Origin of the sequence: Streptomyces sp. UG1 (genome assembly GCF_049974585.1) — a bacterium.
GTDB lineage: Bacteria > Actinomycetota > Actinomycetes > Streptomycetales > Streptomycetaceae > Streptomyces.
This window is the reverse complement of sequence record NZ_JBNGGG010000001.1, coordinates 427,752-441,312: the sequence shown is the minus strand read 5'-3', so window position 1 is coordinate 441,312 and position 13,561 is coordinate 427,752. Positions and strand designations below refer to the sequence as shown.

Annotated in this window: 12 protein-coding genes; 5 read left to right on the top strand and 7 right to left on the bottom strand. The window is 68.8% G+C overall.

Translation table 11 applies throughout. The annotated features are described in order from the left end of the window. Nucleotides 1-74: 74 nt before the first annotated feature. The 3 genes from ACP4J3_RS02090 to ACP4J3_RS02080 are packed head-to-tail and all read right to left on the bottom strand — an operon-like array spanning nt 75 to nt 3,637. Complete coding sequence (locus ACP4J3_RS02090; RefSeq protein WP_426529673.1) at nt 75-1,088, bottom strand: ABC transporter permease; 1,014 nt, start codon at nt 1,086-1,088, stop codon at nt 75-77. Then, nucleotides 1,081-2,004: an ABC transporter permease gene (locus tag ACP4J3_RS02085; protein ID WP_426529671.1), complete on the bottom strand. Its 924-nt coding sequence runs from the start codon at nt 2,002-2,004 to the stop codon at nt 1,081-1,083. Before ACP4J3_RS02085 ends, ACP4J3_RS02090 begins: the two co-directional genes overlap by 8 nt. Nucleotides 2,005-2,011: 7 nt before the next feature. Then, the gene (locus ACP4J3_RS02080; protein ID WP_426529668.1) at nt 2,012-3,637 is read right to left on the bottom strand and encodes a peptide ABC transporter substrate-binding protein; all 1,626 of its coding nucleotides are present in this window, start codon (nt 3,635-3,637) and stop codon (nt 2,012-2,014) included. A 313-nt stretch (nt 3,638-3,950) separates the two neighbouring features. Between ACP4J3_RS02080 and ACP4J3_RS02075 the strand changes: the two genes are divergently transcribed. Genes ACP4J3_RS02075 through ACP4J3_RS02055 form a run of 5 tightly spaced genes read left to right on the top strand, consistent with a single transcriptional unit; the run spans nt 3,951 to nt 9,728 of the window. Then, nucleotides 3,951-5,774: an ABC transporter substrate-binding protein gene (locus ACP4J3_RS02075; protein WP_426529666.1), complete on the top strand. Its 1,824-nt coding sequence runs from the start codon at nt 3,951-3,953 to the stop codon at nt 5,772-5,774. Between the two features lie 6 nt (nt 5,775-5,780). After that, the gene (locus ACP4J3_RS02070) at nt 5,781-6,833 is read left to right on the top strand and encodes an ABC transporter permease (RefSeq protein ID WP_426529664.1); all 1,053 of its coding nucleotides are present in this window, start codon (nt 5,781-5,783) and stop codon (nt 6,831-6,833) included. Further along, nucleotides 6,830-7,747: an ABC transporter permease gene (locus tag ACP4J3_RS02065; protein ID WP_426529662.1), complete on the top strand. Its 918-nt coding sequence runs from the start codon at nt 6,830-6,832 to the stop codon at nt 7,745-7,747. The genes ACP4J3_RS02070 and ACP4J3_RS02065 overlap by 4 nt, the downstream gene beginning before the upstream one ends. Further along, nucleotides 7,744-8,718: an ABC transporter ATP-binding protein gene (locus ACP4J3_RS02060; protein ID WP_426529660.1), complete on the top strand. Its 975-nt coding sequence runs from the start codon at nt 7,744-7,746 to the stop codon at nt 8,716-8,718. Before ACP4J3_RS02065 ends, ACP4J3_RS02060 begins: the two co-directional genes overlap by 4 nt. Further along, nucleotides 8,715-9,728: an ABC transporter ATP-binding protein gene (locus ACP4J3_RS02055; RefSeq protein WP_426529658.1), complete on the top strand. Its 1,014-nt coding sequence runs from the start codon at nt 8,715-8,717 to the stop codon at nt 9,726-9,728. The genes ACP4J3_RS02060 and ACP4J3_RS02055 overlap by 4 nt, the downstream gene beginning before the upstream one ends. A 20-nt stretch (nt 9,729-9,748) precedes the next feature. On the opposite strand, the gene ACP4J3_RS02050 is transcribed toward ACP4J3_RS02055, so the two are convergent. The 4 genes from ACP4J3_RS02050 to ACP4J3_RS02035 all read right to left on the bottom strand — a co-directional run bounded on the left by ACP4J3_RS02050 (nt 9,749) and on the right by ACP4J3_RS02035 (nt 13,499). Further along, nucleotides 9,749-10,126 carry a VOC family protein gene (locus ACP4J3_RS02050; RefSeq protein WP_426529656.1) on the bottom strand — a complete coding sequence of 126 codons (378 nt, stop codon included), beginning with the start codon at nt 10,124-10,126 and terminating at the stop codon, nt 9,749-9,751. Between the two features lie 151 nt (nt 10,127-10,277). Further along, on the bottom strand, nt 10,278-11,423 hold the full coding sequence (locus tag ACP4J3_RS02045; RefSeq protein WP_426529654.1) for an ABC transporter ATP-binding protein: 1,146 nt from the start codon (nt 11,421-11,423) through the stop codon (nt 10,278-10,280). A gap of 26 nt (nt 11,424-11,449) precedes the next feature. Beyond that, entirely contained in the window at nt 11,450-12,511 is a 1,062-nt protein-coding gene (locus ACP4J3_RS02040) for an ABC transporter ATP-binding protein (protein ID WP_426529652.1), read from the bottom strand. A gap of 10 nt (nt 12,512-12,521) precedes the next feature. Further along, entirely contained in the window at nt 12,522-13,499 is a 978-nt protein-coding gene (locus tag ACP4J3_RS02035) for an ABC transporter permease (protein ID WP_426529650.1), read from the bottom strand. Nucleotides 13,500-13,561 lie beyond the last annotated feature (62 nt).

The window sequence follows — 13,561 nt, the reverse complement described above, 5'->3', positions numbered from 1 at the left end:
GAGGCAGCCGACGGCCACCGCTCGGACCAGGGAACCGCCCCGCACATCTCGCACCACCGATGCCATGACGCCCCTCACCTCAGCTTCGGGTCGAGGGCGTCCCGTACCGCGTCGCCCAGCATGATGAAGGCCAGGACGGTGATGGCCAGGGCGCCGGACGGCCACAGGAGGGCGTGGGGGGCGTTGCGGACGTAGGGGGAGGCCGCCGAGATGTCGATGCCCCAGGAGACGCTCGGGGGTTTGAGGCCCACGCCGAGGTACGACAGCGTCGCCTCCAGGGCGATGTACGTGCCCAGCGCGATGGTCGCCACCACGATCACGGGGGCCACCGCGTTCGGGGCGATGTGGCGCAGCAGGACACGGGAGTGGGAGGCGCCCAGGGCTCGGGCGGCCTGGACGTAGTCGTTCTGTTGGGCGGTGATGACCGCGCCGCGGGCGATGCGGGAGATCTGGGGCCAGCCGAGCAGCACGATGAAGCCGATGACCGGCCAGACGCTGTTGCTCGTCACCACCGACAGCAGGACCAGGCCGCCCAGGACGACCGGGATCGCGAAGAAGATGTCGGTGATCCGGGACAGCAGCGCGTCCCACAGGCCCCCGAAGAACCCGGCCAGCGCGCCCAGCACCGAGCCGAGGAGGGCGACCCCGAGCGTGGCGCAGACGCCGACGGTGACGGACGTACGAGCGCCGTGGACGGTGCGGGTGTAGACGTCGCAGCCCTGTCCGTCGTAGCCGAAGGGATGGCCGGGCCCGGCGCCCTGCTGGGCCTTGGCGAGGTCGCACTCGAGGGGGTTGCCGGAGGCGATCGCCGAGGGCCACAGGGCGATCACGAGCAGAAAGAGGATGATCAAGGACGAGACGATGAAGACCGGGTTGCGGCGCAGGTCCCGCCAGGCGTCGGACCACAGGCTGCGGGCCCGTTCGGGGGCGGTGGCCGAGCCGTCGGCCGGCCCCGCACTCGGAGATCCCCCGGGCGCGGCGGGCGGACGGTGCTCCGGCGCCGCCACCTCGGTCGCGGCCACGCCCGCCGCACCGACCGGGCCGGCCCCCGGGGTCGCCCCCTCGGGCGGGAACGGCTGGTCAGGCATAGCGGATCCTCGGGTCGAGTACGGCGTACAGGAGGTCGACGACGAGGTTGCACAGGAGGAAGACGAGGACCAGGACGGTCACGAAGCCGACGACGGTCTGGGTGTTCTGGCGCAGGATGCCCTGGTAGAGCTGGAAGCCGACGCCGTGGATGTTGAAGATCCGCTCGGTGACGATCGCGCCGCCCATGAGGAAGCCGATGTCGGCGCCGATGAAGGTGACGACGGGGATGAGGGAGTTGCGGAGGAGATGCCGGGTGATGACCCGGCGTCTGGGCAGGCCCTTGGCGACGGCCGTACGGACGTAGTCGGAGCGCCGGTTCTCCGCGATGGAGGTGCGGGTCAGGCGGGTGACGTACGCGAGGGAGACCGAGGCGAGGACGAGGCCCGGGACGATCAGCTCGCCGAAGGGGGCCGCCGGGGAGACGGAAGGTCTGATCCAGCCCCATTCGACGCCCAGCAGCAACTGGAGCAGCAGGCCGGTGACGAAGGTGGGGACGGAGATCACGACGAGGGTGGCGAGGAGGACGCCGGTGTCGACGGGGCGGCCGCGGCGCAGTCCGGTGACGACGCCCAGGGTGATCCCGATGAGGATCTCGAAGACGATCGCCACGATGGTGAGCCGGATGGTGACCGGGAAGGCCGTCGCCATCAGCTCGGTGACTTCCTGGCCGTTGAACGCCGTACCGAAGTCCCCGGTGAAGACGTTCCCCATGTAGGTCAGGTACTGCTGCCACACGGGCTTGTCGAGGCCGAACTCCCTGCGCAGTTGGGCCGCCGTCGCCGGGTCGCACTGCCGGTCGCCGCACAGGCCGGCGACGGGGTCGCCCATCACGTTGACCATGAGGAAGATCAGCAGTGTGGACCCGATGAACACCGGGACCATCTGCAGCAGGCGCCGGACGACGTACTGCCCCATGGCGGGCTCAGCCGACCTTGATCTGCTCGTAGACCGGGACGCTGAACGGGTTGAGGGTCACGTTCGACAGCCGCTGCGACCAGCCGGCGCTGCCGTTCTGGTACCAGAGCGGGATGGCCGCCATATGGTCCCGGACGACCTTCTCGGCCTTCTGGAAGGTCTCGACGGCCTTGGCGACGTCGGTCTCGGCGTTGGCCCGGTCGACGAGCCTGTCGAACTCCTCGTTGGACCACTTGCCGTCGTTGGAGGAGGCGTTCGTGTAGTAGAGCGGCTGGAGGAAGTTCTGCGGCAGCGGGTAGTCCATCTGCCAGCCCGCCCGGAAGGGACCGGAGAGCTTCTGGGTGGTGGACTTGGCCCGGAAGTCGGCGAAGGTGCCGATCGGGTTGCCGACGCAGGCCCGGTCGTTGTCCAGGGCGTTGTTGATGGAGTTGCAGACGGCGTCCACCCACAGCTTGTGGGAGCCGGTGTCCGCGTTGTACGTGATCTTGACCTGGCCGCCGGGCAGCCCGCCGCCCTCCTCGATCAGCTTGCGCGCGGCGGCGGGGTCGTAGTCGCACCACTGGCCGCACAGCCCCTCCTGGTAGCCGCCCTCGGCGCCGAGCACGGGTGAGGTCCAGTCGGTGGCCGGGGTGCGGGTCCGCTGGAAGATGGTCTCGGTGATCTGCTTGCGGTCGATCGCCCGGGACAGCCCCTTGCGGACCTTGTCGGAGCCCGGCCGGTTCCACTCCTTGTCGTAGAAGGGGAACGCCAGCGTCTGGATGATGCCGGCCGGGGTGTTCAGATACCGGTCGCCGAGGTCGGCCCGGACATTCTTCAACTGCTGGGCCGGCACGTCGTCGACGAGGTCGAGGTTGCCGGCCATCAGGTCGGTGTAGGCCGTGTTGTTGTCCGTGTAGACCTTGAGGGTGACGCCGTCGTTGCGGGCCGCGTCCTCGCCCGGGTAGGCGTCCCACCGCGCCAGCCGCATCTCGGAGCCCCTGGTGTACGACTGAACCGTGTAGGGGCCGTTGCCGACGGGCTTGGCCAGCCAGGCGGCGTGGTCGTCGAAGAACGCGCGGGGCAGCGGGACGAAGGCGTTGTAGCCGAGGGTGTCGGGGAAGCTGGAGAACTTCTGGCTGAGCCGGACGGTGAAGGTCCGCTCGCCGGTGACCTTCAGCCCGGACATCGTCTCGGCTCGCTGCTCGCCCTTCGCCGGGTGGACCTCGTCGTAGCCGTCGATGTAGCCGAAGAAGTAGGCGTTCTTCTGGTTGTTCTTCAGACTCGCCCCGTAGTTCCAGGCGTCCACGAAGGATCTGGCGGTCACCTTCTCACCGTTGCTGAAGGTCCAGCCGTCCTTCACGGTGATCGTGTAGTTCTGCGAGTCGGTGGTCTCGATCTTCTCGGCGAGCACGTCCTCGGCCTCGCCGGTCCTCGGGTCGTACTGCTTCAGTCCCCGGAAGATCATGTTCAGCACCTTGCCGCCCTGCACCTCGTTGGTGTTGGCCGGCTCCAGCGGGTTCTGCGGATCGGTCCACGAGGCGCTCAGCACCGCACCGCCCGCGCCGGCGCCGTCACCCCCGCCTCCACAGGCGCTCGCCGCGAGCGCGACCGCCATCGCGCATGCGGCCCGTCGGACGTGCGTCGCTGCACGCATGGGTGCCTCCTCCTGACCGCGCCGCCCGGGTTCGCCGCGCCTTGGCAGCAAATATCGGCACAGGCGCGAGGACGCGCATGCGCACGGCATCCATCCGAGGCGCCGTTGGTCCGTTCGGCCGTAACCGTCCGAAGGCCGACTGCCAGGCCGCCACCAGGGACGCTTCACCGGTGTGGACCACTGGCTGTCTCAATCTCATCACTTCGTTGTTTCCGCAGGCCACATGGTGTTTCATGCGCTGTTCACCCGTGCAGAAAAGCGCTGACAGCCCAACGAGCCGTCCCTGTGCAAGCGATGACGCGAGGTCACGAACATGAGAACTCATGAGCAGCACAGCAGAGCACGGCGGCTTCTCGCCGCCGCCGGAGCCGTCGCCCTGACACTGCCGGCCGGCCTGGTACCGCATCAGGCGGTTGCGGCGGACGGCGACAAGGTCCTCACGGTGGCGGTCGCACAGAGCGTCGACTCACTGAGCCCGTTCCTGGCGCAGCGGCTCCTCAGCACCAGCGTCCACCGGCTGATGTACGAGTACCTCACCAACTACGACCCGGGGGACGCCCACGCCGTCCCGGCCCTGGCCACCAAGTGGGAGTCGTCGCCGGACAAGCTGACCTGGACGTACACCATCCGCTCCGGCTCGAAGTGGACGGACGGGGAGCGGGTGACCGCCGAGGACGCGGCGTGGACGTTCAACAAGATGATGACCGACGAAGGCGCGGCCACCGCCAACGGCAGCTTCGTCGGCAACTTCAAGAAGGTGACGACCCCGAACCCTACCGAGCTGGTCATAGAGCTGAAGAAGCCGCAGGCCACGATGACGGCGCTGGACGTGCCCATCGTCCCGAAGCACGTCTGGGAGAAGGTCGGCGACTTCTCGAAATTCAACAACGACAAGGACTTCCCCATCGTCGGGAACGGGCCGTTCATCCTCACCGACTACAAGCCCGACAGCTACGTCCGTCTCAAGGCCAACAAGGACTTCTGGCGTGGGGCGCCGAAGTTCGACGAGCTGGTCTTCCGCTACTACAAGGACCAGGACGCCGCGGTCGCCGCCCTGCGCAAGGGCGAGGTCTCCTTCGTGGCCGGGTCACCCTCCCTGACGCCCGCCCAGGCCGCCTCCCTCAAGGGCGAGAAGAACATCCACGTCAACGACGCGCCCGGCCGCCGCTTCTACGCCCTTGCCACCAACCCGGGAGCACAGGCCAAAAACGGCCAGAAGTTCGGTGACGGCCATTCCTCCCTGCTGGACGAACGGGTGCGGCACGCCCTGTTCATGGCGGTCGACCGCAAGACCATCATCGACAAGGTGTTCCAGGGGCACGCGGTGCGGGGCGAGGGCTACATCCCGCCGCGCTTCTCCACGTACTTCTGGAAGCCGGCGGACGGGCAGGAACTCGCCCATGACCCCGCCCAGGCCGCCCGGCTCCTCGACGAGGCGGGCTACAGGAAGAGCGGCGACGGCAAGCGTCTCGGCAAGGACGGCAAGCCCATCGACTACCGCGTGCTGTGCCATGCAACCGACCCGAACGACAAGGCGATCGGTCAGTACCTGCAGGAGTGGTGGGGCGAGCTGGGCATCGGCGTGACCCTCAACTGTGTGGACAACGTCACCGACCCCTGGCTCGCGGGCACCTACGACCTCGCCTTCGACGGATGGTCCGTCAACCCCGACCCGGACTTCGTGCTGTCGATCCACACCTGCGCGGCACTGCCCGCGACTCCGAAGGACACGGGTGCGACCGACAACTTCATCTGCGACAAGCAGTACGACGACCTGTACGCGAAGCAGCTCGCCGAGTACGACCCGGCCAAGCGGGCGGACATCGTCAAGCAGATGCAGTCACGGCTGTACGACCTCGGGTACATGAACGTCATGGCGTATCCGAACGCGGTCGAGGCCTACCGAACGGACCAGATCGAGTCGATCACGACGATGCCCGCGAAGGCCGGCAACATCTACGGACAGGACGGCTACTGGAGCTGGTGGTCGGCGACCCCGGCGGACTCCGACGGCTCCTCCTCGGACTCCGGCTCGACGGGCGTCGTCATCGGGGTCGTCGCCGGTGCCGTCGTCCTCGTCGGCGCGGGGGCGTTCTTCGCGCTGCGCCGTCGGGCGACCGCCGAGGACCGCGAGTAGCCGCCGATGACCGCCGACGCTCCATCCACCACGGCCGTCAAGGCCGCCGCGCCCGCGGTCCGGGGACAGCGGGCGCCCACCACCACACGCTATCTGCGCTACGGCGCCGGCAAGGTGGGCGGCGCTGTCGTCTCCCTGCTCGCCGTCCTCGTCACCGGGTTCTTCCTGTTCCGGCTGATTCCCGGCGATCCCGTGAAGACGATGACGGGCGGCCGCCCCGTCTCCGCCGAGCAACTGGCCGCCTACCGCAAGGAGTTCGGGCTCGACCTACCGCTGTGGGAGCAGTTCACCGACTACTGCGGCAAGGTGCTCACCGGAGACCTCGGAACGTCGTACCAGTTCCGGGCGCCCGTCATCGACAAGATCTCCGAGGCGCTGCCCAACACGCTGCTGCTCACCGGCACCGCCTTCGTTCTGTACACCCTGCTCGGCATCGTCCTCGGCACTCGCTCGGCCTGGCGTCACGGCGGCCTCGGCGACCGGCTGAACACCGGTCTGGCACTGACCCTCTACTCGATCCCGTCCTTCTGGCTGGGCCTGCTGCTGATCATCGTGTTCTCGGTGGGGATGGGCCCGATTCCCGGGCTATTCCCGACCGGCGGCATGGAGTCGGGCGGTGAGGAGGGCTTCACGTACGTCCTCGATGTCGCCCACCATCTGATCCTGCCCGTCGTCACCCTGGTCGCGGTCGAGTACGGCCAGACCCTGCTGGTGGCCCGCTCCGCGCTGCTGGACGAGATGGGCAGCGACTATCTGATGACCGCCCGAGCCAAGGGCCTCAGGGACGACCTGGTCCGACGCCGGCATGCCGTGCCGAACGCGCTGCTGCCGACGGTGACACTGGTGTTCGTCAATCTGGGCCGGACGGTCGCGGGCGTGATCCTGGTCGAGACGGTGTTCTCCTGGCCGGGGCTCGGCGGACTGTTCTACCAGGCGCTCAGCGTCCCCGATCTGCCACTGGTACAGGGCCTGTTCCTCTTCTTCGCAGCGGCGGTGATCGTCATGAACACCCTGGCCGACCTGGTCTACCCGCTGCTCGACCCCCGGGTAGGCCGATGACGACCGAGACCGAGACGCAGGCGGCCGGTCCGCGCGCGCTCGCATGGCAGCGGCGGCGCCGGTCCGCCGCACGCTTCTGGAAGCAGTACCGCACCCACCGCGCGGGGACGGTGGGTCTGATCGCGCTCGCCCTGTTCGCGCTGGTCGCGCTGGCCGCCCCGGTCACGGTCGGCTCCGACGTGTCCAGTGTGACCGGGGCGCCGGGCCAGCCGCTGGAGAAGCCGAGCGGTGAGTTCCCGCTGGGCACCGACCGGTTCGGGCGGGATCTGCTGGGTCTGCTGGTCTGGGGCTCGCGGGTGTCACTGCTGGTCGGGCTGCTCGCGGCCGCGTTGTCGGTGGCGATCGGCACACTGGTGGGGATCACCGCGGGGCACTTCAAGGGGCCGTACGCCACCGTGCTGATGCGGATCACCGACTGGTTCCTGGTGATGCCGACCCTGGTCCTCGCCATCGCCCTGGCCACCGTGATGTCCCGCTCGCTGGGCACGGTCGTGCTGGCGATCGGCGTGACCTCCTGGCCGACCACGGCACGGCTGGTGCGGGCACAGACGCTGGCGGTGGAGTCACGGCCGTACATCGAACGGGCGACGGCGCTCGGCGGCGGGCACTGGCACATCATGAGCCGTCATGTCCTGCCCAATGTGATGCCGCTGGTGCTCGCCCAGACGACCCTGATGATCTCGTCCTCCATCCTCGCCGAGGCGACGCTCGCCTTCCTGGGGCTGGGCGATCCGACGGTCGTGTCGTGGGGCGGGCTGCTCCAGGACGCCCGGGAGGCGGGGGCGGTCAGCTCCGGACACTGGTGGTACCTGGTACCGCCGGGCATCGCGATCGCAGTGGTGGCACTGACGTTCACGCTGTGCGGACGTGCGGTGGAGTCCGTCCTCAACCCCAGGCTGGGGGTGGCCCGTTGACGCTGCTGGAGGTCCGGAACCTGGAGGTGACCTACCCGGGCGGGGCGGCCGCCGTACGGGGCGTCGACCTGACCCTTGCGGCCGGGCAGAAGCTCGGTGTCGCGGGCGAGTCGGGCTGCGGCAAGTCCACCCTCGCCCTCGCCCTGCTACGGCTGCTGCCGGCCGGGACGCAGATCGGCGGGGAGGTCCTGCTGGACGGCGAGGACGTCCTCACCATGAGGTGGGGCCGGGTACGGGCGGTGCGCTGGGCCGGGGCCTCCATCGTCTTCCAGGGGGCGATGCACTCGCTCAACGCCGTCCACCGCGTCGGCGACCAGATCGCCGAGCCGATCCTGCTGCACAGGAAGGCGACGCGGGCGGGCGCGAAGAGGAAAGCCGGCGAACTTCTGGAGCATGTGGGACTCCCGGCGGCACGGGCCTCGGCGTATCCGCACGAACTCTCCGGCGGCCAGCGCCAGCGCGTCATGATCGCCATGGCGCTCGCCTGCGATCCGCGTCTGGTGATCGCCGACGAGCCGACCACCGCCCTGGACGTGATGATCCAGGCACAGATCCTCCGCCTGATCGAACAGCTCGTGGCCGAACAGGACTTGGGCCTGATCGCGATCAGTCACGACCTGGCGGTCCTCGCCGACACCTGCGACCGGCTGGCGGTGATGTACGCGGGCCGGGTGATCGAGGAGGGCCCGGCCCGCGAGGTCTACGAGGACGCCCGCCACCCCTACGGCAAGGCGCTGTCGGAAGCGTTCCCGAGGATCGGCGACCCGGCGTCACGGTTCGCGCCGCGCGGCCTGCCGGGCGATCCGCCGGACCCGTCCGCCGTGCCCTCCGGGTGCACGTTCCACCCGCGCTGTCCGGTGGCTCTGGAGTCCTGCGCGGTGGACGACCAGGAGTTGCGTGAGGCCGACCAGGACCGGTGGGCGGCCTGCGTCCATGTGCCGGCGACACCGGACGCGAGGAGCGGAACATGACTCTCCTGAGCGCACAGGGCGTGCACATCACCTACCCGGGCCGACAGGGCGCCCCGCCCGCCCGCGCGGTGGACGGAGTCGAACTCGACATCGGCGCCGGAGAGATCGTGGCTCTTGTGGGCGAGTCGGGCTGCGGCAAGACGACGCTGGCGCGCGCCCTGCTCGGCCTGGTGCCGCCGACGCGAGGGCGAGTCGTCTTCGACGGCGAGCAACTGCGCTACACCTCCCGGGCTCTGAAGGCGTACCGGCGGCGCGTCCAGCTGGTCCTTCAAGACCCGACGGGATCGCTCAACCCACGGCACACGGTGTACGACGCGGTGGCGGAGGGCCTGCGGATTCACGGCCACGACGGCGACGAGCGTACGGCGGTGGCTCAGGCCCTGTCCCGGGCGGGGCTGCGGCCCCCGGAACGCTTCTTCCTGCGCTACCCGCACGAACTGTCCGGCGGCCAGCGTCAACGTGTGGTGATCGCCGGTGCACTGGTCCTCGCGCCCGAACTCCTCGTCGCCGACGAGCCGGTGGCGTCCCTTGACGCGTCCGTACGCGGCGAGATCCTCGCCCTGTTGCTGCGGCTGCGCACCGACCTCGGCCTGTCGGCGCTGGTGGTGACGCACGACCTGGGACTGGCATGGAACATCGCGGACCGGGTGGCGGTGATGTATCTGGGCAGGATCGTGGAGACGGGAGAGGTGGAGCAGGTGCTCACGGCGCCCCGGCATCCGTACACCCAGGCGCTGTTGTCGGTCCTGCCGGAGGCACCGGGCGATCCGGTGGTCCTGACCGGCGAACCTCCGGACCCGACCCGCGTTCCCTCCGGTTGCCGTTTCCACGCCCGCTGCCAGGTGCTGGCGAGCGGGGAGGCGGACCGGGCCGGAGTGGCCGACGCCTGCAGGAACGAGGACCCCGAGGTGCTCGGCGGGGGCGCGCAGGCGCAGGTGGCCTGTCACTGGGCGCGGACCACCGCGGACCCACGGCCACCGGCTTCGCCTCGAAGTCGTCCGAGTTCGTGAGGTGGGCAGCGGGAGCGGTATCAGGCACTGCCGTCCAAGTAGAGGCAGAAGGGATGACCGGCCGGGTCGAGCATCACTCGGACGTTGTCCTGCGGCTGGTGCTCGGTTTCTCGTGCGCCGAGTTCGAGCGCGTGCGCCACGGCCGCCTGCAGATCGACGACTTCGAAGTCGAGGTGCATCGTGATCCGTTGAGCGCCTTCCCGGGCGGGCCAGACCGGGGGAACATACCCCTCCGAGAGCTGGAAGGCGATGTAGGCCACGCCCTCAGTCGGCGCGATGGCCGCCCCGTCCGGGTCCTCCTTGGCGATCTCCCAGCCCAGCAGCTCCGCATAGAAGCGTGCCAGCGCCTGTGGATCGGGCGCCTCAAGCACGATGCCCCACCAGTCGTGTCTCGACATGCGAGGAGTGCTGGGGTCGTGGCTGGGGCGTCCGCGCATGTCTACGAGTATCCCGGAAGTGAGCGGACCGGGGCGGCAGAATCGGCTCCCGCCCCGGTCCCACGGTGGCCCGGCATGACTCGGTCCGACCCGTGCGGGCAGACCCCGCCGGTCAGCCCTCAGAGACCGCCGCGTCGTCGGCGGCTTCGCCCTCCAGAGCCTTCAAGCCCTTGTCCAGCACCACGTCCTCGCCCCTGTCCGCGGTCGTGGGCGCCTCCGGGAAGTGGCACGCCGTCAGGTGCCCCGGCAGATTGCCGTCGATGCGGACCAGCGGCGGCTCCTGCGTCGCGCACTTGTCCTGTGCCTTCCAGCAGCGCGTGCGGAACCGGCAGCCGGACGGCGGCATGATCGGCGACGGCACGTCACCCTCGAGACGGATACGCTCCCGCTTGGCCGCGTCGATGTCCGCATCCGGCACCGCCGACAGCAGGGCGTGCGTGTACGGGTGACGGGGCCGGTTGTAGAGCGAGTCACGGTCCGCGATCTCCACGACCTTCCCGAGGTACATCACCGCGACACGCTGCGAGAAGTGCCGCACGATCGCCAGGTCATGGGCGATGAAGACGAAGGCGATGCCCATCTCCCGCTGCACCTCCTGCAGCAGGTTCACCACCTGGGCCTGGATCGACACGTCGAGGGCCGAGACCGGCTCGTCGGCGACGATGAGCTTCGGCTCCAGCGCGACGGCGCGCGCGACGCCGATACGCTGCCGCTGACCGCCGGAGAACTCGTGCGGGAAGCGGTTGTAGTGCTCCGGGTTGAGACCGACGATCTCCAGAAGCTCACGGACGCGCTTCTCGCGGCCGCCGGGCGGGTTGATCCCGTTGATCTCCATCGGGCCGGAGATGATCTTGCCGACCGTCTGCCGCGGGTTCAGCGACGCGTACGGGTCCTGGAAGATCATCTGGATCTCGGACCTGATCGGCGCCATCTTCGAGCGGCTGGCGTGACTGATGTCCCGCCCCTTGTACTCGATGGTGCCCTGAGTCGGCTCGTACAGCCGGGTCAGCAGCCGACCGGTCGTCGACTTGCCGCAGCCGGACTCGCCGACCAGGCCGAGGCTCTCGCCCGGGAAGACCTCCAGGTCGACGCCGTCGACGGCCTTGACGTGGCCGACGGTGCGCCGGATCGGGAATCCGCCCTTGATCGGGAAGTACTTCTTCAGGCCGCTGACCCGCAGGAGCGGCGTGGTGTCGCCGTCCCGCTGCTGCGGGATCGAGTCGGCGACCGCCGTGTTCGTGTTGTTGTTGTCGCTCATGGTGATGCCCCAGTCGCCGGTTTGGCTCAGCCCAGCCGGGGCTGAATCGTCTCGATGAACACCTGCTGCCGCTGTTCCATCGTCAGGTGACAGGCGGCAGCACGCCCCTGCGCGAGCGACGGACGCTCACCGGAGCAACGGCTCCCGGAAACCTTGTCGGTGAACCCACACCGCGGGTGAAAGGAGCATCCCGACGGCGGAGCGAGCAGCGAGGGCGGTGATCCGGGGATCGGCACCAGCGGCTCATCGACGTCGGAGGTGAGCCTCGGCATCGACCCCAGCAGACCCCACGTGTACGGGTGCTGAGGCGACTTGAGCACCTCGCGCACCGAGCCCCGCTCGACCGCACGGCCCGCGTACATCACGAGGATGTCGTCGGCCATATTGGCGACCACTCCGAGGTCGTGGGTGATCATGATGATGGCGGAGCCGAACTCCTGCTGCAGGTCCTTGAGCAGGTCGAGGATCTGCGCCTGCACCGTCACGTCCAGCGCCGTGGTGGGCTCGTCGGCGATGAGCAGGTCCGGGTCGCAGGCGAGTGCCATCGCGATCATGGCGCGCTGCCGCATACCGCCGGAGAACTGGTGGGGGTAGTCGTCGACCCGCTGCTGCGGATGCGGGATGCCGACCTTCTCCAGCAGGTCGATGGCGCGCACCCGGGCGTCCTTCTTCGAGGCCCCGGTGTGCTTCATGAACGGCTCGCCGATCTGACGGCCGATCGTGTAGTACGGCGACAGCGCGGTCAGCGCGTCCTGGAAGATCATCGCCATCTTCTTGCCACGCAGCGTCTCGAGCTGCTTCTCGCCGGCGTCGGTCAGCTCCTGGCCGTCCAGCGTGATCGACCCGTCGATGGCGGTGTTCTTGCGATTGTGCAGGCCGAGGACCGCGAGGTTGGTCACCGACTTGCCGGAGCCGGACTCGCCCACGATGCCGAGGGTCCTGCCGCGTTCCAGGTCGAAGGAGAGCCCGTCCACCGCCTTGACGACGCCGTCCTCGGTGGAGAAGTGGACCTTGAGGTCGCGCACCGAGAGAAAGGCTCGCTCCGCGGCGGTGGCCGCGGCCTCTTCGGGCTTGGTCTGAGTGGTCAAGGTGGTTCTCCTAGGACAGACGCACGCGCGGGTCGATGACGGCGTACAGGGCGTCCACGATCAGGTTGAAGACGATGATGAGCGCGGCGCTGACCAGCATGACGCCCATCAGCATCGGCAGGTCCTTGTTGACGACGGAGTCCAGCGCGAGCCGGCCGAGACCGGCCAGACCGAACGTGAACTCCGTCACCATGCCACCGGCCAGCAGTGAGGACAGGTCGATGCCGAGGATGGTGATGATGGGGATGAGGGAGCCCCGCCATGCGTAGCGGAAGAACACGTAATTGCCCGCCATGCCCTTGGCGCGGGCGGCCTTCACATGCTCTTCCTGCAACTGCTCGATCATCGAGGAGCGGCTCATACGCGTGTAGTTGGCGGTGAAGATGGTTGCCAGAACGACCCAGGGGATCAACAGGCCCATGAACCAGCCGCCGAAGCTCTCGGTGATCGGCACGTACTTCGGCTTGTCGAGCCAGCCGGTGCTGTAGACCAGGGCGAGCAACACGAGCGGGCCGAGGAAGTAGATCTGCATGGAGCTGATGACCAGCGAACCCGAGCTGAACGCCTTGTCCATCCAGGTACCGCGGTACTTGGCGGCCAGCAGACCGGCGCCGAGGCCGACGGTGAGGAAGACCAGCAGACTGCCGACGGTCAGCGAGATGGTCAGCGGGAAGCGGTCGAGGATCGTGTCCCAGACGTTCTGGTTGTTGGCGAAGGAGACACCGAAGCAGGGAGCGTCGCAGTGGCCGACGGCGAAGTCCCGGCCGACGAAGATGCCGACGAGGAAGTTCCAGTACTGCACGGGGACGGGCTCGTCGAGGCCGAGGTTTTTGTGGATGATCGCCAGCGCGTCCGGAGTGCAGTTCTTGCCGCAGGCCAGCGTGGCCGGGTCCTGCGGGATGGCGAAGAACATGAAGAACGTGAACGCACTGATCAACACTAGGATCAGCGCCGCGCCGAACGTCCGGCGAATGAGGAATTGAAGCATGGCAGGCAGCTGCTCTCAGGACGGCGGCAGTCGATTGGGAAGGTCTGGGGATCCGGGCCCGG

What these genes read in the sequence shown, in the direction of transcription:
- ACP4J3_RS02090 (WP_426529673.1), bottom strand. Translation starts at nt 1,088, where the DNA reads ATGCCTGACCAGCCGTTCCCGCCCGAGGGGGCGACCCCGGGGGCCGGC.
- ACP4J3_RS02085 (WP_426529671.1), bottom strand. Translation starts at nt 2,004, where the DNA reads ATGGGGCAGTACGTCGTCCGGCGCCTGCTGCAGATGGTCCCGGTGTTC.
- ACP4J3_RS02080 (WP_426529668.1), bottom strand. Translation starts at nt 3,637, where the DNA reads ATGCGTGCAGCGACGCACGTCCGACGGGCCGCATGCGCGATGGCGGTC.
- ACP4J3_RS02075 (WP_426529666.1), top strand. Translation starts at nt 3,951, where the DNA reads ATGAGAACTCATGAGCAGCACAGCAGAGCACGGCGGCTTCTCGCCGCC.
- ACP4J3_RS02070 (WP_426529664.1), top strand. Translation starts at nt 5,781, where the DNA reads ATGACCGCCGACGCTCCATCCACCACGGCCGTCAAGGCCGCCGCGCCC.
- ACP4J3_RS02065 (WP_426529662.1), top strand. Translation starts at nt 6,830, where the DNA reads ATGACGACCGAGACCGAGACGCAGGCGGCCGGTCCGCGCGCGCTCGCA.
- ACP4J3_RS02055 (WP_426529658.1), top strand. Translation starts at nt 8,715, where the DNA reads ATGACTCTCCTGAGCGCACAGGGCGTGCACATCACCTACCCGGGCCGA.
- ACP4J3_RS02050 (WP_426529656.1), bottom strand. Translation starts at nt 10,126, where the DNA reads ATGTCGAGACACGACTGGTGGGGCATCGTGCTTGAGGCGCCCGATCCA.
- ACP4J3_RS02045 (WP_426529654.1), bottom strand. Translation starts at nt 11,423, where the DNA reads ATGAGCGACAACAACAACACGAACACGGCGGTCGCCGACTCGATCCCG.
- ACP4J3_RS02035 (WP_426529650.1), bottom strand. Translation starts at nt 13,499, where the DNA reads ATGCTTCAATTCCTCATTCGCCGGACGTTCGGCGCGGCGCTGATCCTA.